The organism is Bacillus sp. 005/A4HT-01/001, from assembly GCF_004634445.1.
GTDB classification, from domain to species: Bacteria; Bacillota; Bacilli; order Bacillales; family Bacillaceae; genus Bacillus; species Bacillus altitudinis.
This window is the reverse complement of sequence record NZ_SEIZ01000006.1, coordinates 139,371-160,381: the sequence shown is the minus strand read 5'-3', so window position 1 is coordinate 160,381 and position 21,011 is coordinate 139,371. Positions and strand designations below refer to the sequence as shown.

24 protein-coding genes are annotated in these 21,011 nt (G+C 39.9%); 16 read left to right on the top strand and 8 right to left on the bottom strand.

All coding sequences use genetic code 11. The features are described 5' to 3' along the window. The coding region (locus ES896_RS16940) for a transposase (protein WP_135227074.1) at window positions 1-296 on the bottom strand (296 nt) is incomplete at its 3' end. Between the two features lie 318 nt (window positions 297-614). Between ES896_RS16940 and cotE the strand changes: the two genes are divergently transcribed. From cotE to ES896_RS20185, 4 genes are all read left to right on the top strand, one after another. Then, window positions 615-1,160 carry an outer spore coat protein CotE gene (cotE, locus tag ES896_RS16935; RefSeq protein WP_007499466.1) on the top strand — a complete coding sequence of 182 codons (546 nt, stop codon included), beginning with the start codon at window positions 615-617 and terminating at the stop codon, window positions 1,158-1,160. Between the two features lie 124 nt (window positions 1,161-1,284). Next, window positions 1,285-3,861, top strand: coding sequence for a DNA mismatch repair protein MutS (mutS, locus tag ES896_RS16930; RefSeq protein ID WP_135227073.1), 2,577 nt, complete (start codon window positions 1,285-1,287; stop codon window positions 3,859-3,861). Between the two features lie 22 nt (window positions 3,862-3,883). Beyond that, window positions 3,884-5,785: a DNA mismatch repair endonuclease MutL gene (gene mutL / locus ES896_RS16925; protein WP_135227072.1), complete on the top strand. Its 1,902-nt coding sequence runs from the start codon at window positions 3,884-3,886 to the stop codon at window positions 5,783-5,785. 204 nt (window positions 5,786-5,989) lie between these two features. Continuing rightward, window positions 5,990-6,160, top strand: coding sequence for a hypothetical protein (locus ES896_RS20185; RefSeq protein ID WP_017359046.1), 171 nt, complete (start codon window positions 5,990-5,992; stop codon window positions 6,158-6,160). 145 nt (window positions 6,161-6,305) lie between these two features. Here the strand turns inward: ES896_RS20185 and bslA are convergent, their stop codons facing one another. Together bslA and ES896_RS16915 are read right to left on the bottom strand one after the other, a co-directional pair. Next, a complete protein-coding gene (gene bslA / locus ES896_RS16920; RefSeq protein WP_017359045.1) occupies window positions 6,306-6,842 on the bottom strand; it encodes a biofilm surface layer hydrophobin BslA in 537 nt (178 codons plus the stop codon). A 125-nt stretch (window positions 6,843-6,967) separates the two neighbouring features. Continuing rightward, entirely contained in the window at window positions 6,968-7,369 is a 402-nt protein-coding gene (locus tag ES896_RS16915) for a hypothetical protein (protein WP_135227071.1), read from the bottom strand. 589 nt (window positions 7,370-7,958) lie between these two features. On the opposite strand from ES896_RS16915, the gene ES896_RS16905 reads away from it, so the two are divergent. The 3 genes from ES896_RS16905 (at window position 7,959) to ES896_RS16895 (ending at window position 10,810) form a co-directional block, all read left to right on the top strand. Next, window positions 7,959-8,432 carry a CarD family transcriptional regulator gene (locus ES896_RS16905; RefSeq protein WP_007499456.1) on the top strand — a complete coding sequence of 158 codons (474 nt, stop codon included), beginning with the start codon at window positions 7,959-7,961 and terminating at the stop codon, window positions 8,430-8,432. Between the two features lie 314 nt (window positions 8,433-8,746). Further along, window positions 8,747-9,496 (top strand): poly-gamma-glutamate hydrolase family protein, encoded by a 750-nt coding sequence (locus tag ES896_RS16900; RefSeq protein WP_135227069.1) that lies wholly within the window; start codon window positions 8,747-8,749, stop codon window positions 9,494-9,496. 165 nt (window positions 9,497-9,661) lie between these two features. After that, on the top strand, window positions 9,662-10,810 hold the full coding sequence (locus tag ES896_RS16895) for a Rap family tetratricopeptide repeat protein (RefSeq protein WP_017359041.1): 1,149 nt from the start codon (window positions 9,662-9,664) through the stop codon (window positions 10,808-10,810). 89 nt (window positions 10,811-10,899) lie between these two features. Here ES896_RS16895 and ES896_RS16890 read toward each other — a convergent pair whose 3' ends face one another. Further along, on the bottom strand, window positions 10,900-12,225 hold the full coding sequence (locus ES896_RS16890) for a S8 family peptidase (protein ID WP_046343570.1): 1,326 nt from the start codon (window positions 12,223-12,225) through the stop codon (window positions 10,900-10,902). A 584-nt stretch (window positions 12,226-12,809) separates the two neighbouring features. On the opposite strand from ES896_RS16890, the gene ES896_RS16885 reads away from it, so the two are divergent. Together ES896_RS16885 and ES896_RS16880 are read left to right on the top strand one after the other, a co-directional pair. Then, entirely contained in the window at window positions 12,810-13,544 is a 735-nt protein-coding gene (locus ES896_RS16885; RefSeq protein ID WP_017359039.1) for a poly-gamma-glutamate hydrolase family protein, read from the top strand. 76 nt (window positions 13,545-13,620) lie between these two features. Further along, window positions 13,621-14,070, top strand: coding sequence for an OsmC family protein (locus ES896_RS16880; protein WP_017359038.1), 450 nt, complete (start codon window positions 13,621-13,623; stop codon window positions 14,068-14,070). 46 nt (window positions 14,071-14,116) lie between these two features. Here the strand turns inward: ES896_RS16880 and erbB are convergent, their stop codons facing one another. The 4 genes from erbB to ES896_RS16860 form a co-directional block, all read right to left on the bottom strand. Beyond that, window positions 14,117-14,476 (bottom strand): SMR family multidrug efflux transporter EbrB, encoded by a 360-nt coding sequence (erbB, locus tag ES896_RS16875; protein ID WP_017359037.1) that lies wholly within the window; start codon window positions 14,474-14,476, stop codon window positions 14,117-14,119. Between the two features lie 15 nt (window positions 14,477-14,491). Beyond that, complete coding sequence (gene erbA / locus ES896_RS16870) at window positions 14,492-14,809, bottom strand: SMR family multidrug efflux transporter EbrA (protein WP_017367286.1); 318 nt, start codon at window positions 14,807-14,809, stop codon at window positions 14,492-14,494. A 2-nt stretch (window positions 14,810-14,811) separates the two neighbouring features. After that, window positions 14,812-15,354 (bottom strand): TetR/AcrR family transcriptional regulator, encoded by a 543-nt coding sequence (locus tag ES896_RS16865; RefSeq protein WP_008344015.1) that lies wholly within the window; start codon window positions 15,352-15,354, stop codon window positions 14,812-14,814. 112 nt (window positions 15,355-15,466) lie between these two features. Beyond that, window positions 15,467-15,730 carry a hypothetical protein gene (locus ES896_RS16860; RefSeq protein WP_017359036.1) on the bottom strand — a complete coding sequence of 88 codons (264 nt, stop codon included), beginning with the start codon at window positions 15,728-15,730 and terminating at the stop codon, window positions 15,467-15,469. Between the two features lie 104 nt (window positions 15,731-15,834). Between ES896_RS16860 and ES896_RS16855 the strand changes: the two genes are divergently transcribed. From ES896_RS16855 to nrdE, 7 genes are all read left to right on the top strand, one after another. Then, entirely contained in the window at window positions 15,835-16,236 is a 402-nt protein-coding gene (locus ES896_RS16855) for a YmaF family protein (protein WP_007499437.1), read from the top strand. 69 nt (window positions 16,237-16,305) lie between these two features. Next, a complete protein-coding gene (gene miaA / locus ES896_RS16850) occupies window positions 16,306-17,256 on the top strand; it encodes a tRNA (adenosine(37)-N6)-dimethylallyltransferase MiaA (protein ID WP_008344013.1) in 951 nt (316 codons plus the stop codon). 25 nt (window positions 17,257-17,281) lie between these two features. Continuing rightward, the gene (gene hfq, locus ES896_RS16845) at window positions 17,282-17,503 is read left to right on the top strand and encodes an RNA chaperone Hfq (protein ID WP_003211269.1); all 222 of its coding nucleotides are present in this window, start codon (window positions 17,282-17,284) and stop codon (window positions 17,501-17,503) included. Window positions 17,504-17,664: 161 nt separating this feature from the next. Next, window positions 17,665-17,997 carry a YmzC family protein gene (locus tag ES896_RS16840; protein WP_035391989.1) on the top strand — a complete coding sequence of 111 codons (333 nt, stop codon included), beginning with the start codon at window positions 17,665-17,667 and terminating at the stop codon, window positions 17,995-17,997. Window positions 17,998-18,076: 79 nt separating this feature from the next. Next, window positions 18,077-18,289 carry a hypothetical protein gene (locus tag ES896_RS16835; protein ID WP_099496523.1) on the top strand — a complete coding sequence of 71 codons (213 nt, stop codon included), beginning with the start codon at window positions 18,077-18,079 and terminating at the stop codon, window positions 18,287-18,289. A 265-nt stretch (window positions 18,290-18,554) separates the two neighbouring features. Beyond that, window positions 18,555-18,947: a class Ib ribonucleoside-diphosphate reductase assembly flavoprotein NrdI gene (nrdI, locus tag ES896_RS16830; RefSeq protein WP_017359034.1), complete on the top strand. Its 393-nt coding sequence runs from the start codon at window positions 18,555-18,557 to the stop codon at window positions 18,945-18,947. After that, window positions 18,907-21,009, top strand: coding sequence for a class 1b ribonucleoside-diphosphate reductase subunit alpha (nrdE, locus tag ES896_RS16825; RefSeq protein WP_019743850.1), 2,103 nt, complete (start codon window positions 18,907-18,909; stop codon window positions 21,007-21,009). The genes nrdI and nrdE overlap by 41 nt, the downstream gene beginning before the upstream one ends. The last annotated feature ends 2 nt before the right edge of the window (window positions 21,010-21,011 follow it).

The window sequence follows — 21,011 nt, the reverse complement described above, 5'->3', positions numbered from 1 at the left end:
GAAAATCCATATCCAATAAACCAACGATAAGCCACATTGGTTTCAATTTCTTTAATGGTTTGACGCATAGAGCGAATACCAAATAGATATTGGATTAAGACCATCTTAATGAGAACAACAGGATCAACACTTGGTCTGCCATTGTCGGAACTATAATGATCTTTGACAAGATCATAAATGAAGTCAAAATCGATTGCTTGATCTATTTTTCGTACAAGATGATCTTGAGGCACTAATTCATCTAAAGCCACTACTTCTAATTGATTTCTTCTTTCTTCTTCACGTTTCGATAACATGTTCATCCCCCACAGAATTGTGTTATTACCCTTATTATACAAAAAAGCTTGTAGACTTTGTCTACAAGCTGAAAACCCCGCAGATGCGGGGTTTTTTGTTTTCTGATGTAAGAATTGCATACCTTCTTTCTCCTTCAGCTTCCATCAACCCCAATCTCTCACTCTCCAACTTTTCCAATTTTCAAGGCAAGTTTATGGGCGACCATGCATACACTGAAACAGAAATGAATTTAATTGAACATGAGACTCAAAATCGTGACACACTAGACGAATGCCCAGCATAAGATAAAACGATCAAGAACAAGGAGGCATGCCGGAATGTCTGAATACAGAGAAATTATTACAAAAGCGGTGGTTGCAAAAGGGAGGAAATTTACCCAAAGCACACACACCATTTCTCCATCGCAAAAACCAACCAGCATCCTAGGCGGTTGGATCATTAATCATAAGTATGATGCCGAAAAGGTCGGTAAAACAGTTGAGATTGAAGGTACATTTGATATTAACGTGTGGTATTCTTACGCAGACAACACGAAAACCGAAGTGGTCACAGAACGTGTAAAATATGTAGATATCATCAAACTGAGATATAAAGATAAAAACTTCCTTGATGATGAGCACGAAGTGATTGCGAAAGTCTTACAGCAGCCCAACTGCTTAGAAGTCACCATTTCTCCAAATGGCAATAAAATTGTCGTTCAAGCAGAGCGTGAATTCATTGCTGAAGTAGTAGGGGAAACCAAAATTGTTGTAGAAGTCAATTCAAGCTGGAAAGAAAAAGATGATCACGAATGGGAAGAAGAAGTGGATGAGGAATTAGAAGATATTCATCCAGAATTCCTCGCGGGTGATCCAGAAGAGTAATTGATGACTAGGGCGCATATCCCCCTAGTTTTTTTGTGCCTTGATCTAGGGAAAAAAGGTGAATTTTTATGCTATAATGAAAGATGGTATGAATTCGAAAGTAATATAGTGAGGGATTAGAAATATGGCAAGTTATACGCCCATGATACAGCAATATTTAAAGATCAAGGCAGATTACCAAGATGCCTTTTTATTTTTTCGCTTAGGCGATTTTTATGAAATGTTTTTTGATGATGCAAAAGAAGCAGCACAAGAATTAGAAATTACGTTAACAAGCAGGGATGGCGGCACGATTCCAATGTGTGGTGTTCCATATCATTCTGCGTCTGCATACATAGAACAACTGATAGAAAAAGGCTATAAAGTCGCCATTTGTGAGCAGGTGGAAGACCCTAAAACAGCAAAAGGTGTGGTCAAAAGAGAGGTCGTTCAACTGATTACACCAGGTACGGTCATGGATGGCAAAGGACTGAATGAAAACGAAAATAACTTTATCGCGTCTGTTTCCAGCTTTCAAAATGGCTACGGTCTTGCGCTTTCCGATTTATCAACAGGTGAAAACATGGCGGCTTTCATTGAACGGTTAGATGAAGTTGTGTCTGAAATTTATTCTGTCGGTGCAAAAGAGATTGTGGTATCAAAGCAGCTCGATGAAGAAACGGTGAAAACCCTGAAGGAACGCTGCCAAGCGACCATTTCATACGAAGATAGCGATGAATTAATAGATGAAGCTGAACGACTCGTTGCTCATCTTGACGAACATCTGAAAATGGCATTTTTAACACTCTATGCATACTTAAGAAGAACGCAAAAAAGGAGTCTTGATCATCTTCAGCAAGTTCAAGTATTTGAGCTTGAACAAACGATGAAAATTGATCTTTACTCAAAAAGAAACCTTGAATTAACAGAAACCATCCGTTCAAAAAGCAAGAAGGGTTCTTTATTATGGCTCTTAGATGAAACAAAAACGGCAATGGGCGGAAGATTGCTGAAGCAATGGGTCGATCGTCCGCTCATCCGCCTTTCACAAATCAAAGAACGCCAGGAAATGGTGCAAATTTTGATGGAACATTTCTTTGAGCGAGAGGATCTGCGAGAACGTTTAAAGCAAGTGTATGATCTTGAACGTCTAGCAGGCCGTGTGGCATTTGGAAATGTGAATGCCCGTGATCTTATTCAATTGAAAGAATCTCTCAAGCAAGTGCCGGCTATTAAAGAGCTTGTCCATTCTCTCCCGGAGGGTATGGCGAAATCTAGAGCAAATGACATTGATCCATGCGTTGATTTACTTGATTTATTAGAAGATGCTCTTTATGAGAATCCGCCGATGACGTTAAAAGAAGGCAATTTGATTAAAGATGGCTACAATGCAAAATTAGATGAATATCGTGATGCGAGCCGAAACGGGAAAGATTGGATCGCTCGTCTTGAACAGCAAGAAAGAGAATATACAGGCATTCGATCGTTGAAAGTCGGCTTTAATAAAGTGTTTGGCTACTATATCGAAGTGACCCGTGCAAATACGCATTTATTAGAAGAAGGCCGTTATGAAAGAAAACAAACCCTTGCCAATGCAGAGCGGTATATTACACCTGAATTGAAAGAAAAAGAAGCCCTTATTCTTGAGGCGGAATCAAATATTAGTGAATTGGAATATGAACTATTTTCTGCGCTTCGGGAACAAGTAAAAGCCTATATTCCTAGATTACAGTTGCTTGCAAAACAAATGAGTGAGCTTGATGCGCTGCAATGCTTTGCCACTGTGAGTGAAAAACGGCGTTATGTTCGCCCTGAATTTTCATCAGATGAAGTGGAAGTCATTGATGGTCGTCATCCTGTTGTTGAAAAAGTGATGGATCATCAAGAGTATGTGCCGAATGACTGCCAAATGGGCAAAGGGAGACAAACCTTGCTCATTACTGGTCCGAATATGTCAGGGAAAAGCACATATATGAGACAAATGGCATTGATCTCGATTCTTGCGCAAATCGGCTGTTTTGTGCCAGCATCAAAGGCAACCCTTCCGATTTTTGATCAAATCTTTACACGCATTGGGGCGGCAGATGATTTGATTTCTGGTCAAAGTACTTTTATGGTAGAGATGCTTGAAGCAAAAAATGCGATGGTACATGCGACAAAGAACAGTTTGATTTTATTTGATGAAATTGGACGCGGGACAAGCACTTATGATGGAATGGCTCTTGCACAGGCAATCATTGAATTTGTGCATGATCATATTGGTGCCAAAACCCTTTTCTCCACTCATTATCATGAACTGACGGTACTTGAATCCCAATTAAGCGAACTGAAAAATGTACACGTACGAGCTGAAGAGCATGAAGGGACAGTTGTTTTCTTACATCAAATCAAAGAAGGAGCAGCGGATAAAAGCTACGGCATCCATGTAGCGCAGCTTGCTGAACTGCCTGATGCGATCATTGATCGAGCTCAGACCATCTTAACGGAGCTTGAGAGCGGATCACATGAAGTGATTCCGCGCGTCTCTAAAGCCCCGAAAAAAGAACTGGCTGAGGAAAAACAGCAGCTTTCTTTCTTTGAAGTGGAAGAAAAACCGCAAACAAAACCTTTGCTGAAAAACAAAGATCAAGCAGTGATCGAAGAATTGAAGTCATTTAATTTAATGGATATGACACCGCTTGAAGCGATGACAAAGCTATATGAATTGCAAAAGAAATTATAATGTAAGGTGAGGTGAGCAAGAAATGGCAAAGATTATTCAGTTATCCGATGACCTATCAAATAAAATTGCAGCTGGTGAAGTGGTCGAACGTCCGGCTTCTGTTGTGAAGGAGCTCGTGGAAAATGCGATCGATGCTAGTAGTACTGTCATTGAAATCGATGTAGAAGAAGCAGGACTTTCTTCTATTAGAATTATTGATAATGGGGTGGGAATCGATGCTGAAGATTGTAAGCTCGCCTTTCAGCGTCATGCGACGAGTAAAATCAAAGATGAAAATGATCTGTTTCGTGTCAGGACGCTCGGTTTCAGGGGGGAGGCGCTGCCAAGTATTGCCTCTGTCTCTCACTTAGAAATGAAGACAAGTACCGGTGAAGGTGCTGGAACACACTTAGCTCTCCAAGGCGGGAAGATCATTTCGGAGAAAAAAACCTCTGGCCGTCGCGGCACCGAAATTGTGGTCACCAACTTATTTTATAATACGCCAGCCCGTCTAAAATACATGAAAACTGTTCATACGGAGCTTGGCAACATTTCTGATGTTGTGAACCGAATTGCACTTGCTCATCCAGAAGTGTCGATTCGTTTGCGACATCAAGGAAAAGTGCTGCTTCAAACAAATGGAAACGGAGATGTGCGGCATGTGCTTGCGTCCATTTATGGAACGGCAGTGGCCAAAAAAATGCTGCCACTACATGTACAATCACTTGATTTTGAAGTAAAAGGCTATATTTCCTTACCAGAAGTGACAAGGGCATCACGTAATTATATGTCTTCTGTTGTCAACGGCAGATATGTCAAGCATTTCCCGCTGGTGAAAGCCATTCATGAAGGATACCATACACTGCTCCCGATCGGACGCCATCCGATTACATTTATTGAGATGAAGATGGACCCAATTTTAGTCGATGTGAACGTACATCCTTCTAAACTTGAAGTAAGACTAAGTAAAGAGCAGGAACTTCATGAGTTGATCAAACAAGGGATTAAGGACGTCTTTCAAAAGCAGCAGCTCATTCCAAGTGCTTCAGTGCCAAAAAAAGCACCAATGCCAGCAGTGAAAAATGAGCAGCAGTCTTTATCTTTTGATTCTAAACAAGCAATGAAAAGCCGAATGGAAACACCGGTTTCCTATGAGCCGGACTCGCTCGAATCGGCTGTATACGAGACCAGTCAGAACGACACATACGGGATGCGTGAACCGGAAAGTACGGAAGCGACTTTACCAGCATCGTCTGAAGAAACGTTTGACCATGTATATGTAGAGGAATCTGCAGCTTCGCATGAACAACATGACGAAGTGATACTGGAAGACAGTGCAGCCCAGCATCAGGCTGAAAGTGAACGTGTCCCTGTGATGTATCCGATTGGACAAATGCACGGAACGTATATTTTGGCTCAAAATGAACGCGGTCTTTATATCATCGATCAGCACGCTGCCCAAGAGCGAATCAAGTATGAGTACTTTCGTGAAAAGGTAGGAGACATTGAACAGGAAGTGCAAGAAATGCTTGTTCCATTAACCTTTCACTACTCAAAAAACGATATGTTGATTATTGAAGAGCATATCGATATTTTAGCAAAAGTAGGGGTCTTCTTAGAGCCATTCGGATCAGGCAGCTATATCGTTCGATCGCATCCGCAGTGGTTTCCTAAAGGAGAAGAGGCTGAACTCATCGAAGAAATCATTCAGCAAGTACTTGATGAAAAGCGTGTGGATATCAAGAAACTGAGAGAAGAAGCGGCGATCATGATGAGCTGTAAAGGCTCGATTAAAGCAAATCGTCATTTGCGTCACGATGAAATCAAAGCCTTATTAGATGAACTTCGCCAAACACAAGACCCATTTACATGTCCGCATGGCCGGCCGATTATGATTCATCATTCCACTTACGAAATGGAAAAAATGTTTAAACGGGTGATGTAGCAGGATTTTAGCTGGTGGGTGAATCGGTTTGCCCACCAATTAATTTTTCAATCCGATAGTTTGGTTCGTGTTTTTGTGATGTGAAGATAAACATCTGCTGTCATGTTGTAAGGATAACCCCTTTCCTCAAATGGATAGGGGTTTTTGTTATTTGGTTATACGATTAGGTGTAGCGTGATATGATTGTAAAAAGGAGGGAATATGATGACATTCAAAAAAGCGTTCAATATAGGTTACTTTGTTTTGCTCTTATCTTTTTTTGTCGTATATTTTTTGCTTCCAGTCGACCAACTATTTACCGCAATGATGATTCTAACCTTACTATTTGGCGTATATCAATTTGTGATTTTTAAAAAACTAAAAGAGCAAAAATAATAATAAAAAACGCCATATATGAGTTTGCCAACTAAATGATGACAGACCATAATGAGATATGGTGTAACAATTATATAAAATGCAGTAAGCACAGCGGCAAGGGTTGTGATGAATGAGAAAAAGCGCTCTAAGAGCGCTTTTTCGTTTAGCATCCGCAAGGATTTGGCGGTGTGACGACAACTGGTCGTTTATTAATATCAATCGTATCCTCTGCATAAAATGTGGAACCAATGCTGATCGCACGATTTTCTGCGCGGAACGTATATGTACCTGCAGCAGGAAGTACTTTATGAGAAAGTTGTAATGTATATTGGGAACTTCCGAATAAATCGAAACGAGCTGGAATGCGGACAGTTTTTCCGTTGTTCAAAATGTAACTGTCTTTTAATGCTTTTCCGTTGATAATATCCTTTGTTGTGGCTTGAAAACCTGCTGGTAAAGTAAATTCAACTGCACCAATACTAAGAACAGAATTTGGACGGTAAGTCAGGTCAATGTCAGAAAAAGACCATTCCTGTTTACTTGCTCCTGTGATTTTTGCATAAAGTGCAGCTGGTCGTGCATTTGTTGAAGCTTTGCCTTCCTCTGTTTTAGCCCCTTCAGCTGATGCGGCTAGCGGTACTGAGAGTGCCATGACCAATGTAAGCATCCCCATCATAATGATTGTCCATGTTTTCTTCATTTCTTCCTTCCCCCTTGGTTGATTATAGGTAAATAATAGATGATTACATCCATTATTTACCTATAAGGTTACCATATTCCTATATGTCATTAAATGGTATTTTATACCCTTATTTTGCTTGTTTTTTAGTAATAACGGGGTAGGAATGCATTTGGTTGGTTCATTCCGTAAGCATTTCCTGTCATATGATGATTTGCCGGCATCATCATCTGCATATCATGATAGCCATATGGCTGGTAGGGAGCCATACCATAACCGCCGTAGTGACCGAAGTGATGGTGATCGTTCATCTGTACATTTGAATAGGGTTCATACTGCTTCATAAAAGGGGAATAGGCTGAATGATGATGCGGATGGTGTCCGCTATAAGCATCTTTTTTACCGGTATGATAATGATTTGGCATATTCATAGGGTCATGCATGTTTGGTGCGATCATATGCTCATGATTGGCTGTATACACATTTTCAAACGTGTGATAGGGATTTCCTTGATGGTAATGGTTGGTTTGGTTATTCATATTGTTCATTTTGTATCTCATCCTTTTTTTCAGGTTGCCATATCTTATGAACTGCACCTGTTTCATGAGCCTATCCATATGAAAGAAAAGAACAACATGCAACAAAAAAACCGGCTTTTCAGCCGGGAAAACAAAAGCAGGTGCAGCGTCAAGCACTAAAATGAGAAGCTATGTCTTTTTCTGCGACGCTTCTTACATCTGCTACAGACACTTTTAGGAAAATAATGGGGATCGTAGCTTCTTGACGTATCCCAAAAATCGCTCTCAAACCAATCATCTTTTTTATGATAAGACATCTTTTTTTCACACGGCTCAATATGGTGATGATCGTCATGCTTTTTATAGCATTTTGAGTGGGAATGTTTGCTCTTGCATTTGCACATTGTCATCCCTCCTAAATGTGACTCAATGCTAGTATATGCAAGAAAGGTGTACGAGGACTGGATGGTGGCGCTCCTTTTGTAAAAAAAGGCTAATTCTTTAAAAACTCAAATAAAAAGAATTGACTAGTGCTAAATTAACATGATAAAATATAAATTTTTATCCTCTGCTGAAATGTGTTATAATGATATTGTGAATACTTTCGGAGGTGGCGGATTTGTTTCAAATAGGTGATAAAATTGTTTATCCAATGCATGGAGCCGGTGTGATTGAAGGAATGGAAGAAAAAGAGATTTTAGGTAAGACGCAGGAATATTTTCTGATTCAAATGCCGAATATGCAGATGATGGTCCCAAAAGGCAGAATCAATCAACTAGGTATACGTCCGGTAGCTGATCAAGCTACGCTGAAAGTTGTGATGAACAATTTTGCAGAAGAAACAAACGACGACACGCTTACTTGGAAGCAAAGATATGATGAAAATCTGAAAAAGCTAAAAACGGGTTCGATTGAAGATGGCGCAGACGTTGTCAAAGATCTGATGAGACGTAATCAGAAAAAAGCCTTAAATTCTAGTGAAAAGAAGATGCTTGAAGATGCACGGGGCATGTTAGTGAGCGAAATTTCACTTGCACAAGGCATGTCGCAAGATGAAGTGCTGACAGCATTAGAGAATGAATTAAGAGTTTGATGCTGGATATACAGAGACTGGCTGTAAACAGAAGGAGATATTCCTTTTGTTTACAGCTTTTTTATTTGAAAAAAGATGAAAATTCCCAATTTTGTAGGTGTTTTTGACTAAAACTAAAATGAGGTCATAGGATTTAGTTTTTACTTACACATGAACCGTTTTAAAGAAGCCGAAAATACCTAGGGCAACATAAAAAAACAGGTAACTTCTCCTGATTCATGAAAAGGAGCCGGACATTCTTTGAATTCTTTTAGCGATTGATAGTAAAATAATGCGATAAGATGACATCGAAGAGAATGAAAAGGAGCGGTGAAATGAAAAGACTACTCATAAGTGGATTCATCTTTCTCATCCTGTGTGCTCTTTTAATGGTGAAATGCAGCCATTCTATCCAAGAAAATAAAGAGCAAAAACAACATCATGAAGAAGTAGAAAAGTATAAGAAAGAGCGAAAAAAAGGGGATCAATATGAAAGTTTTAAACAGCTTATACGGCATGAAAGAGACGGCTATGAGATAGAGTTTCATGAAAAAGGGGGAAGTGAATTACTTGTCTTTTCTCCTCACGGCGGCGAAATTGAACCAGGAACAAGTGAAATTGTAGAAGCATTTGAAAAGAAGTACTCTACGTATTTATTTGAAGGAACAAAACAAGATAACAATCGTGACTTGCATATCACTAGTACAAAATTCGATGAACCGATTTTGGTTCAAATGATTAAAACATATCCCTTTTCTATATCAATCCACGGCTATAAAAGTGATAGAAGACATACACTTGTGGGCGGGACAAACGAAAAAATGCAAGAAGCGGTTGTGCGAGAACTAAAAGACCGGGGCTTCTCCGCAGAGCTCGTGCAAAAAGGCGAGCGCCTCTCTGGAACGGATCCAAACAACATTAATAATCAAAATGCCAGTGGCGAAAGTGTCCAGTTAGAAATTAGTACGGCGCAGAGAAAAGCCTTTTTTGACAACTTTGATACGAGAAAAGGAAAGAAAAAAGCATTTAGTCGCTATGTCAGTGGTTTAAAAGAAGTGCTTAGAGAATTCGACCCTTCTTCGTAGAAAAAAGGTTTTGATGGGCAAAAGTACTCTCTTTAAACTTGGTAAAAAAGATAGAAATGTGCAAAATCAACATAAAATATGAAATAAATGACAATTTGCCTTAAAATCATAAATTATGTAAAATAATAGTTATCAGTTTGATATGATAGAATGGGGCTGAAGTGGATGGCACACAAAATACCATCTTCCGAAGTAGGTGTAAAAATCAATCAATGGTACACACATATTTGCAAATTTGAAGTTGATCAGGCAAACGATATGAAGCGCCTTGTTGAAGAAGACATTCATGAGATGGAAGAAGATCAAGATTTATTACTCTATTATTCTCTCATGGATTTTCGCCATCAAATGATGCTTCAGCACTTAACGCCAGTCCATGCAGGGAATGAATCGCTTCAAGCGGTTTCTTTTCCAAAAGAAATTGAAGAGGCAGAAGATGAGATGACGGGTTTATTGGGTTATTACTTTCATTTTTTTCATGGAATGTATGCATTTACCCAGCACCGGTATATCGAAGCCATTTCCTATTATAAGCATGCGGAACATCAGCTGATCTTAGTGACAGATGAGATCGAAAAAGCGGAATTTTATTATAAAATTGCTGAAGTATACTATCATATGAAACAAACCTATTTTTCTATGCATTATGCGAAAAAAGCGAGAGACATCTATAAGAAACATCAGCTTTATGGAAAAAGAAGCATTCAATGCGATTTTGTGATGGCAGGTAATTGGATTGATGTAAGTCAGCATCAAAAAGCGCTCCCTTATTTAGAAAAAGCTTTAAAAGTGTGTGAAGCAATGGAAAGAAAAGAATGCACATCTTATTTTAAGGCGATGGCCCTCAATAACTTAGGAACTTGTCATTATAGTATGGGAACCTACCATACAGCGACTGTCTTCTTTGAACAAGCCATTTCACTTTATCAAAAAGATCAAGCTGCAACGATGATCAAATCATTGTTTTCACTGGCTCTTACTTGTTTTAAACTCGAAGATATGGAGCGAGCGAGTGAGGCTATAAAGGAAGGCATGAATCAGGCCTCTATATTGGGAGATGAAATTTATCAATTGAAATTCCAATTTTTACAGGCACTCTATATAGAAACAGACAGCTGGGAACAATTGAGGTCAGCCCTTTTGGGACTACGAAACAAAAAAATGTTTGCTGATTTAGAGGAATTGGCACTTGATGCGGCTAATTATTATAAGGAACGCGACATGTACAAGGAATCTTCCACTTTTTTTGAAATTGTGATCGAAGCGCGTACGCACATTCAAAAAGGAGATGAGATGTATGAGAACGAAGCATAACATGTCAGCTGCTCAAGTAGAAGAAAGACTTCACACATAAAAACAGATAAAACAACACCCTTTACGAAAAACGTAAAGGGCTTTTTTATTTATTCTTGGATTGCTTTTTCTGCGTCGATGGCACCTGCTCCGTAAATCATTGGATCCTCTCCAGACCACTTGCTTGTATTTTCTTTTAATAAAGTTTTGACTTCATCAGGAGTTAAATCTGATGAATGCTCTAATAATAGTGCGCAGATACCGGCACAAATGGGTGTCGCCATCGAAGTGCCAGATAATGTCGTATAAACATCATCGACTCTGCTTGATTTATCTAGTTTATCTAGGAATGATCTTGGTGATCTAAGAGAGACGATATTGACTCCTGGTGCGAGGAGGTCGGGCTTTGTTTCACCATAGACCGTTGGACCTCTGCTCGAAAATGGTGCCACGACATCGTCACTTGATTCGGGCGTATTTCGATCATCGTATGCTCCGACTGTAATGACTTTTTGACTCACGGCAGGGCTGGCGATCGTTTGACTGTTAGGGCCGGAGTTCCCAGCAGCAACGCATACGACAATCCCTTGATCCCAAGCCGCATTGACAGCGCGCACCATCGGATCGTCTTGTTCGTCATCATAACGCTGCGCATCGCCGCCAAGTGACATACTGATAATGTGAATTGGGTCGTCAGGATGGTCTTCGTTGAACTGTATGCACCATTCAACACCTTCTATAATAGTAGAAAGTGATCCAGCTCCTTGTTTATTTAACACTTTTACCCCAATGATATTGGCTTTTGGAGCAGGACCTTTGTATAAGCCACCTGAAGCAGCTCCGTCTCCAGCCACATCCCCAGCGCAATGCGTTCCATGACCGTTATCATCATAAGGTTTCGTTTTTTGTTTGACTAAATCTACAAAGTCGCGAATTCTTCCATCTAAGTCCTCATGTGGGTATACGCCTGTGTCAACGACCGCAACCGTAATGCCTTCGCCAGTTAAGGTCGTGCCATTTCGAACGACTTCATCCGCATGACTTGATTGTGTCGCCACATCCAGCAGTGCATGTACCTGTCTGTCTAAATATATTTTGCGAATATGCTCCCCATTCGCTAAGAGTTCCTCTAAAGCAGCAGGGGTAAGATCAGCTGCGCAGCAGTCAATGTGTGAAAAATGTTTTTTGATGTTTGTTTTTCTGCTTTTTTTCAATAGCTGCTTTGTGCTTTGAATACCTGCTTCGACTGCATCTTCTTTAAATTCAATGATGACCCGAAGCTTCTTGCTCTTCTTTAACCTACCTTCAAAAAAACGATGAAGAAAACAAGGTGTCCACTTAAAAGGTTTATAGAGGTGAAGGACGGTCTCTCTTAAAGGTTGATCCAATTTACTAGCATGTGTTCTGACCATTTGTACCATGGAAAATCCAAACATGTGATGCCCTCCATTCTAGCTATCAATTCTCGTACACTCTTACGTTATGAACATGACAGCATCTTCGTTCGGATTCTTGTCCCTTCTTTTGTTCATATTGGCGTCTGACTCATTTCATCCAAAAAGAAAAAGCGTTTACATTTTGTAAAATAATAGAAAAAGGTGGAAATCATATCAAAACTGCCGATGATAGGTGGGAGAGTTCTTCTTAGAGAACCAGTAAAACAGAGGATTCTGCAGAAAAAAGGGGGTTCTAGACAGGGTCAATGCTCATACAAATGTGATTCATTCCAGATGAAAAAAACCAAATCAGCATAAAAAAAAGACGAATTAAAGAAAACAGACTGGGTAGGACTAGGTCATTTTAAACATAACTTCATTTGTTTGTCATACTATTCTAACTCTGTTTTCAATCAGGAGAGGCGTTTCTGTGTATATAAATGCAATTATCTTATTTTTGAGGAATCTCATGATCTAGAGTGTTATGATCAAATTTGAAGAGAAAATGTGGAAAAAATGAAAAGAAATGATGATTCAATATTAATCATAGAAACGGCTTAGAAATCTGTTAAAGGAGAACGGGAATGAAGAAGTTTTTTGCTTTGCTTCTCCTGCTTGTCATCGGATGGGGCGTCTATTATACCATGCAAGCACAGGAACATGATGAGCCAGTGTCATCAGGTGGAGAAGACGAAAGCGGTTCAAATGATATGTATCGCAATTTTAAAGAACTGGAAGAGAATGAATCAACAGATCATTATCAAATCACATCCAATCCAGTGCCCGGCAGCCGTCTTCTAGTGATGTCGCCTCATGGCGGGAGAATCGAAGGCGGCGTTAGTGAGATTGTCCATTTTTTTGATAACGATTTTTCTACGTACTTATTTGAAGGTTTTAGAGAAAATGCATCAGAACTTCATATTACAAGTACAAACTTCGATGAACCAATCGGAGTCGCACAGGCAAAAGCACATGATTATGTATTAGCTGTTCATGGATATAAAGGGGAGCCGGGAATTGACCACACCCTTGTTGGCGGAACAGACTATGACCGTGCTGAAAAAATTGTGAACTCATTAGAGCGCAACGGTTTTTCTGCTGAACTTGCAGTTGCACACGCAACCCTAAGCGGAACGAGCAATCATAATATTAATAATCTTACAAAAACAGGGCAAAGTGTACAGCTTGAGATTAGTAGAAGTCAACGGGAAGCGTTATTTGACAGTTTCGATTTTCGGTATCGATCGAGTACAAAAAACGAGACGTTCTACCGGTATGTCAGGGCGATTCGCACGGTGCTGGATGAAGAATATACGTAAGGATGGTGCACATCTTAAGACAGCAAGGTGAATTCTTGTTACACTATAAAAAGTGATAACAAAAGGAGAGACAGATATGGCGCGTCATCATTTTCATCTTCAGGCAAGCTGGCCTGGTCTGCGTAACGATGTGGGGACAATCGAATGTGCACAGTTAAAGACGGAGATTTCCATTCCAAAAGAAATGGATGGACCGGGTATTGGAACAAATCCAGATGAGATGCTCCTAGGTGCAGCGGCCACATGTTATATCATTACACTTGCAGCCATGATGGAGCGGAGTCAATTAGAGAAAGAGGATCTATCGATGAGCTCTGAGGCAGTTGTCGATGTGACAAACGGTGTGTTTACATATGAGAAAATCATTCACCGTCCTGTCATCATTCTCAAAGAGTCTGCTACTGCACAGGACATAGAACGAGCTCGTAAGCTTGCACATAAAGCTGAAAGCTCATGTATGATCTCTAGAGCTGTGCAAGGGAATGTCCATATTTCCTTAGAAGAAACCATCAAAGCTGGTTATTAAGATAAAAAAGTCATTTTCTCTTGATTAATGGAGAAAATGACTTTTTTTATGACGTCCATTCGGTTTGATCGAAGGGTTCTTTCTTTTGTTTTTTGGATTGATTTAAGACAATGACGCCGCATATGACAAGTGCAAGACCAATGAATCCTTTCATATGAATGGTTTCGTTAAATAGTACGAGGCCCACAAGAGCAGTAAGTGCTGTACCGACCCCAGACCATGTGGCATATGCAGATGACAGCTCAATTGTTTTGAGTGCCAAACTGAGAAAGGTAAAGGCGCACCCAAATCCGATCAGCACCCCCATACTCGGCAGCACCTGTGTAAAACCTTGCGAAAGCTTCAGCATCGTACTGCCAAACACCTCTGTCAAAATGGCTCCTGTTAAATAAAGCATTCCTTTCATATCACTTCACATCCTTTAAGACATATTTAATAGTACGACCCCTGAAACAAGCATTGCCATTCCAATAAGTGCTTGACGGTTCAAGGTTTCTTTGAAAAAGAGCACGCCAAAAAAAGCCGTGAGGACGGTACCTACCCCAGACCATGTGGCGTAAGACATGCTAAGTGGAATGATATTTAGGGTCAATGACAGCATGTAAAAAGCAAGTGTATAGCCAGCGACAACGACAGCGCTAGGTTTAAAGCGTGTGAAACCATTTGATAGTTTCAGCATCGCTGCCCCAATCGCTTCTGAAAAAATGGCGATAGCCAAAAAAAGATATCCGAGGATCATCATCATCCCTCCTCTAAAATGTGTAAAATCCGATGAAGTAAAAGGGTTTTTTCCTCTCGATTCAATGGTTCAAGCTGAAACATTTCTGAAAACCATATGCCATCACAGGCAAGACGGATCAATTGGCTAAGTGCAGGGTCATTGATTTCCTCGGCTGCTTTTTCTTTAAATTCCGCATAAAAATGACGCCAAGGATTTAATAACGCTTCATCAAATGACATGGTTGCCAGCATACTTGTACATAGCTGTGTGGTGTTTTGCCTATCAAGATCATTTAATGTGGCCAATATATAGGCACGTACATAAGGCGCCTTTTCGTTTTTGTATGTTTCCTGATACGTGTCAAGCTGCTGACGAAAAGAGGCAACCGCATGCTCATTCATTTGCTGGATCAGGTCTTCCTTGCTCGAAAAATGATACAGTAGCCCGGCTTTGGTCATATTTGCATGTTCTGCCACCTGCTGAAGGGTGAGCTGACTCAATCCTTCTTTTAGAATGGTGTGAGCTGCTGCCTCAAAAATTTGTTCTTTTTTCGTTTTAGACATAAAAAAAACACCTACTTTACTGAACGGTCGGTAAAGTAAATGTTAACCTATGAAAAACAAATGTGTCAATCGATTCATTTTATAAGAGGATGTTTTCACTAAATCGTCATATTTAATAATAAGGGTATGGTCCATATGGCGGGTATGGCGGTGGATAAGGATAACCATAGCCATATCCTGGAGCAAGAAGCGACCCAGCTAGAAGCCCTCCAGCAAAACCACCTAAAAATGGCGGTCCAAAAAATCCAGGTCTCCCATAGCCAAAACCAGGGCGCCCAAAACCAAACCCAGGTCTTCCAAAACCAAATCCAGGGCGTCCAAATCCAAAAGGTCTTCTCATCTCATCTTGAACAAACGGTGCGTCAAAATAATTCATAAAAAAAGACTCCTTTCACATAAAATCACTGTAACTGACATCAGTGTATTCGAGTGGCCCACTTGTGTTTGGGTGAATGCCTAAAATAAGGAGGAATGTAAAAAATGGGCCTGTATCCGTCTGATTGGGCTAAATGTCCACCTCATGCACATGCTTATAAAGCGCGAACGGATGTAACAGAAGAACATTATCATTTAATAGAAGGTATTTCTCAGCCTGTGAATGGAAGCAGTACCGACAGACATACTCATTATTACCGGGGGATCACGTCATTTGAAAGAGGGCATTTTCATAGATATTATGGCGTCACTGGACCTGCTATCCCAAGAGTGGACGGGACGCACTACCATGAAATTGAGGAAGTCACGTTTTCTGCCTATACCGACTCTGTCCCGATTCCATACGGGGGAGTCGTTTACAGTCCAGATGAAGAAAGGCCAACGCATAAGCACCGTTTAAAAGGAAAGACATATGAAGTGGTCGGGAATGAACCACTTGGCTGGTGACAAGGAGTATATAGGAGAGAAAGAGAAGTTATGCTATACTGTAGGCAGTTTGTAAAAGAGAGTGATGTTATGAAAAAACAACCAGTGATTGTATTAGTAGGTCCGACAGCTGTCGGAAAAACAAAGCTGAGCATTGAGATAGCGAAAGCATTTAATGGAGAAATTATCAGCGGGGATTCCATGCAGATCTATAAAGGGATGGATATTGGCACAGCGAAAATCACCCCTGAAGAAATGAATGGCGTATCGCACCATTTAATCGATATTAAACAACCGGATGAATCGTTTTCTACAGCTGAATTTCAGCAGCTTGTCCGCTTAAAAATCAAAGAGATTGCTGCGAGAGGGAAAACACCCATGATTGTTGGTGGAACTGGGCTATATATTCAGTCTGTTTTATATGATTACACGTTTACTGATGAGAAAAGTGATCCTGCTTTTAGAGAAGAGATGACGCTGTTTAAGCAGCAGCATGGACCGATCAAGCTGTATGAAAAGCTAAAAGAAGCCGATCCTGACGCTGCAAAAGCGATTCATCCGAATAACGTCCGCCGCGTGATCAGGGCGCTTGAAATCATCCATACAACAGGTCAGAAAATGTCTGATATGCAAAACGGGCATCAAGAAGTTCCTCTTTATGACACTGCCTTCATTGGGCTGAAAATGGACCGAGAGCTTTTGTACGAGCGCATTCATCAAAGAATTGATATGATGTTAGATGAAGGCTTAATTGAAGAAGTGAGCGCACTTTATCAATCTGGTTTGAAAGATTGTCAGTCTGTTCAAGCGATTGGTTATAAAGAGTTGTATGCCTATTTTCAAGGCGATTGCTCACTTGATGAAGCCATCCAGCAATTAAAACAAAATTCCCGCAGATATGCGAAGCGTCAGTTTACGTGGTTCCGTAATAAAATGGATGTCACCTGGTTTGATATGACACCACCTTGCCACTTTTCGGACAAAAAAGAGGAAATTTTCGCATATATAGCAGGAAAGCTTGGACTTAAAGCGAAACTGTAGTTATCAGAATCAAGGAGGACGAAACATGAAACCGATTAATATTCAGGACCAATTTTTGAATCAGATCCGCAAAGACAATACATTTGTCACAGTATTTTTACTGAATGGCTTTCAGCTTCGCGGTCAAGTAAAGGGATTTGACAATTTCACGGTGCTGCTTGAGACAGAAGGGAAGCAGCAGCTTATTTATAAACATGCGATTTCAACATTTGCTCCTCAAAAAAATGTAAATCTTGAATTAGAATAAACACCCGTTTTCACCAATAGCCCCATGCAGCTGCGAATAAACCGGCCGAAACCCGCTACGTTTTTTGTCAGTGCAGAGGGGCTATTTTGTATGCCATGAAACTTTTCTGTCCAAGTTGCGTATAAATCCTTATTGGACATTTAAAAGGTGAGGGGATTTATATGGAAAATGCAGAGCTTGAATTGAGAAGGATTCGAGTGATCCTTCTTTTGATTGGAATCGTTGTCTTATTTGGATCATGCGCCATCTCGAACATCGAAACGAGACAAGAAAGTTGGCATAACCATTCTAGTGAGCATGATGGGAGCCATGTTGATGGTCTTTTACCATCATCTGTTGCGCTAAAAAATAATCACATTGCTGTTGTGAAAGATGATGAAGTACATGTATACCGGTTTGATGAAAAAGAAGGAGAGCTGACGCTCATTACGACAAAGTACATAGATGAATGGGATGAAGATGATGGTGATAGTGAAGACTTTGATGAAGAGTAAGCACGTAAATTTACAAATGAATGTGAAGTCGCTACACTATAAACATGCATCAGACATCTAGACAGAAAAGGATGAGTTCATGACACACAAAATTATAATTAATCATTGGGAACAAACTTGTGAAGATGACTCCTGTTTCGAATATGGAACAAGCGTTTCTGTAAACGGGAAAGAGTTAGTAAGAGAAGCCTCGATCGTCTCTGCGCTTGAAGCGGTGCTCAAAGAATTAGGTGTTGAAGTGGAAATAACAGAAGTGTCAGAAGATTTACAGTGCGATGCCTACAAAAAATAAAACAAAAAGTCTAGTCTACTAAGCGATTTTTTTTCGTGTTATGATAGATTTCGGTTTCAGTTGAATAGGGAGTAGGGCAGTCTATTTTTAGAACCTGCTCTGCTCTATTTATTTGAACGTACGAGTTCGGCTATGAATGTTCGGCCGGGTTGGTTGATTTTTTTCGTTTCGAGCATCTATATATTGTGTTTTGAAAAAACATAGTATACTATATATAGTGAATAACGAAATGATCAACAATACTAAAAACTAGGTCGTGATGGAATTGATTCAAATCGTATTTGATTCAAAAACAGGAAATGTTCAACGCTTTTTGGACAAGACCCCTTTTACAGACAAACGAAAATTGACTGGAGAAGAGTTTTTGGATACGCCGTTTATTCTCGTCACCTTTACGACAGGATTTGGACAAGTCCCTGGTACCACTCAGTCATTTTTAGAGAAAAATGCGCACCTTTTACTAGGTGTAGCGGTGAGTGGGAACAAAGTGTGGGGAGATAACTTTGCCAAAAGCGCCGATACGATTTCTAAACAATATCAAGTTCCTATTTTGCACACCTTTGAACTAAGCGGAACAAAAAGGGATGTTGAATTGTTTACACAGGAGGTAGAAAGAATTGTCACAAAATCAGGTTCCAAAGTGGATACAATTAAATAACGAGATTATGATTCAAAAAGAAGGAAAGTTTCAGTTCGACAAGGACAAAGAAGCTGTACATAGTTATTTCGTAGATTATATTAATCAAAACACGGTCTTCTTTCATAATCTAGAAGAGAAGATTGATTACTTAATAGAAAACGACTACTATGAGGAAGAATTTTTAAGACAATACAGCATGTCAGATATTAAAGAAGTATTTGAAGCTGCATATGCCAAGAAATTTAGATTCCCATCATTTATGAGTGCGTTTAAGTTTTACAATGACTATGCACTGAAAACAAATGACAAAAAGAAAATCCTTGAACGCTATGAAGACCGCATTTCAGTTGTGGCTCTTTTCTTTGCGGGCGGAGACAAAAAGAAAGCACTTGAGTTTGTGGAACTGATGATCAACCAAGAGTATCAGCCAAGTACACCAACATTCTTAAACGCAGGCCGTAAAAGACGTGGTGAGCTGGTGAGCTGCTTCTTGCTTGAAGTGAATGACTCATTAAACGATATCTCAAGAGCCATTGATATTTCCATGCAGCTGTCTAAATTAGGCGGCGGCGTTAGCTTGAACCTTTCAAAGCTTCGTGCGAAAGGTGAAGCGATCAAAGATGTTGAAAATGCGACCAAAGGTGTCGTAGGCGTCATGAAACTTCTTGATAATGCATTCCGATATGCAGATCAAATGGGACAAAGACAAGGTTCAGGCAGTGCCTACCTGAATATTTTCCACAGAGATATTAATGATTTTTTAGATACGAAAAAAATCTCTGCGGATGAAGATGTTCGTGTGAAAACACTTTCGATCGGTGTCGTCATCCCAGATAAATTTATCGAGCTTGCTAGAGAAGATAAAACAGCTTATACATTCTATCCTCATACAGTTTATAAAACTTATGGACAGCATCTTGATGAGATGGATATGGAAGAAATGTATGACGAGCTTGTAGAAAACCCGAAAGTCAAAAAAGAAAAAGTCAATCCAAGAAAACTTCTTGAAAAATTAGCTGTTCTGCGCTCAGAATCAGGCTATCCATATATCATGTTCCAAGATAATGTGAATAGAGAGCACGCTCTGAACCATATTTCACGTGTGAAATTCTCAAACCTTTGCTCAGAAGTACTTCAAGCTTCAGAAGTCTCTTCTTACACGGACTATGATCAAGATGATGAGATCGGACTTGATATTTCTTGTAACCTTGGTTCTTTAAATATCATGAACGTGATGAAAAACAAATCCATTGAAAAAACAGTCAAGCTTGCAACGGACTCACTTACACTTGTGTCTGAAACAACAGATATCCGCAATGCACCAGCTGTTAGAAAAGCGAACAAAGCGATGAAGTCAATTGGACTTGGTGCGATGAACCTTCATGGGTATTTAGCTCAAAACCAAATCGCTTATGAAAGTGAAGAAGCAAGAGATTTCGCTAATACGTTCTTTATGATGGTGAACTATTACTCCATTAAGCGTTCAAGTGAGCTTGCAAAAGAAAAAGGGGAAACATTCCATCGTTATGAGGGCTCTGGTTATGCAACAGGTGAGTACTTCAATAAATACGTAGAAAATGATTTCACTCCAAAAACAGAAAAAGCGGCTGCGCTATTTGAAGGCATGCACATTCCAACAAAAGAAGATTGGGCAGCACTCAAAGACTTTGTAGCGGAAAATGGCATGTACCATAGCTATCGATTATGTATTGCGCCAACAGGTTCTATTTCGTATGTTCAATCGGCAACAGCTTCTGTAATGCCAATTATGGAACGTATCGAAGAAAGAACATACGGAAACAGCAAAACGTATTATCCAATGCCAGGACTTTCAGCACAAAACTGGTTCTTCTATAAAGAAGCATACGATATGGACATGTTTAAAGTAGTCGATATGATCGCAACCATTCAGCAGCACGTCGATCAAGGAATTAGCTTTACATTATTCCTAAAAGATACGATGACAACGCGTGACTTAAACCGCATCGATCTTTATGCACACCATAAAGGCATTAAGACACTTTATTATGCAAGAACGAAGGATACAGGGCAGGAAGGCTGTCTTTCTTGTGTTGTTTGATT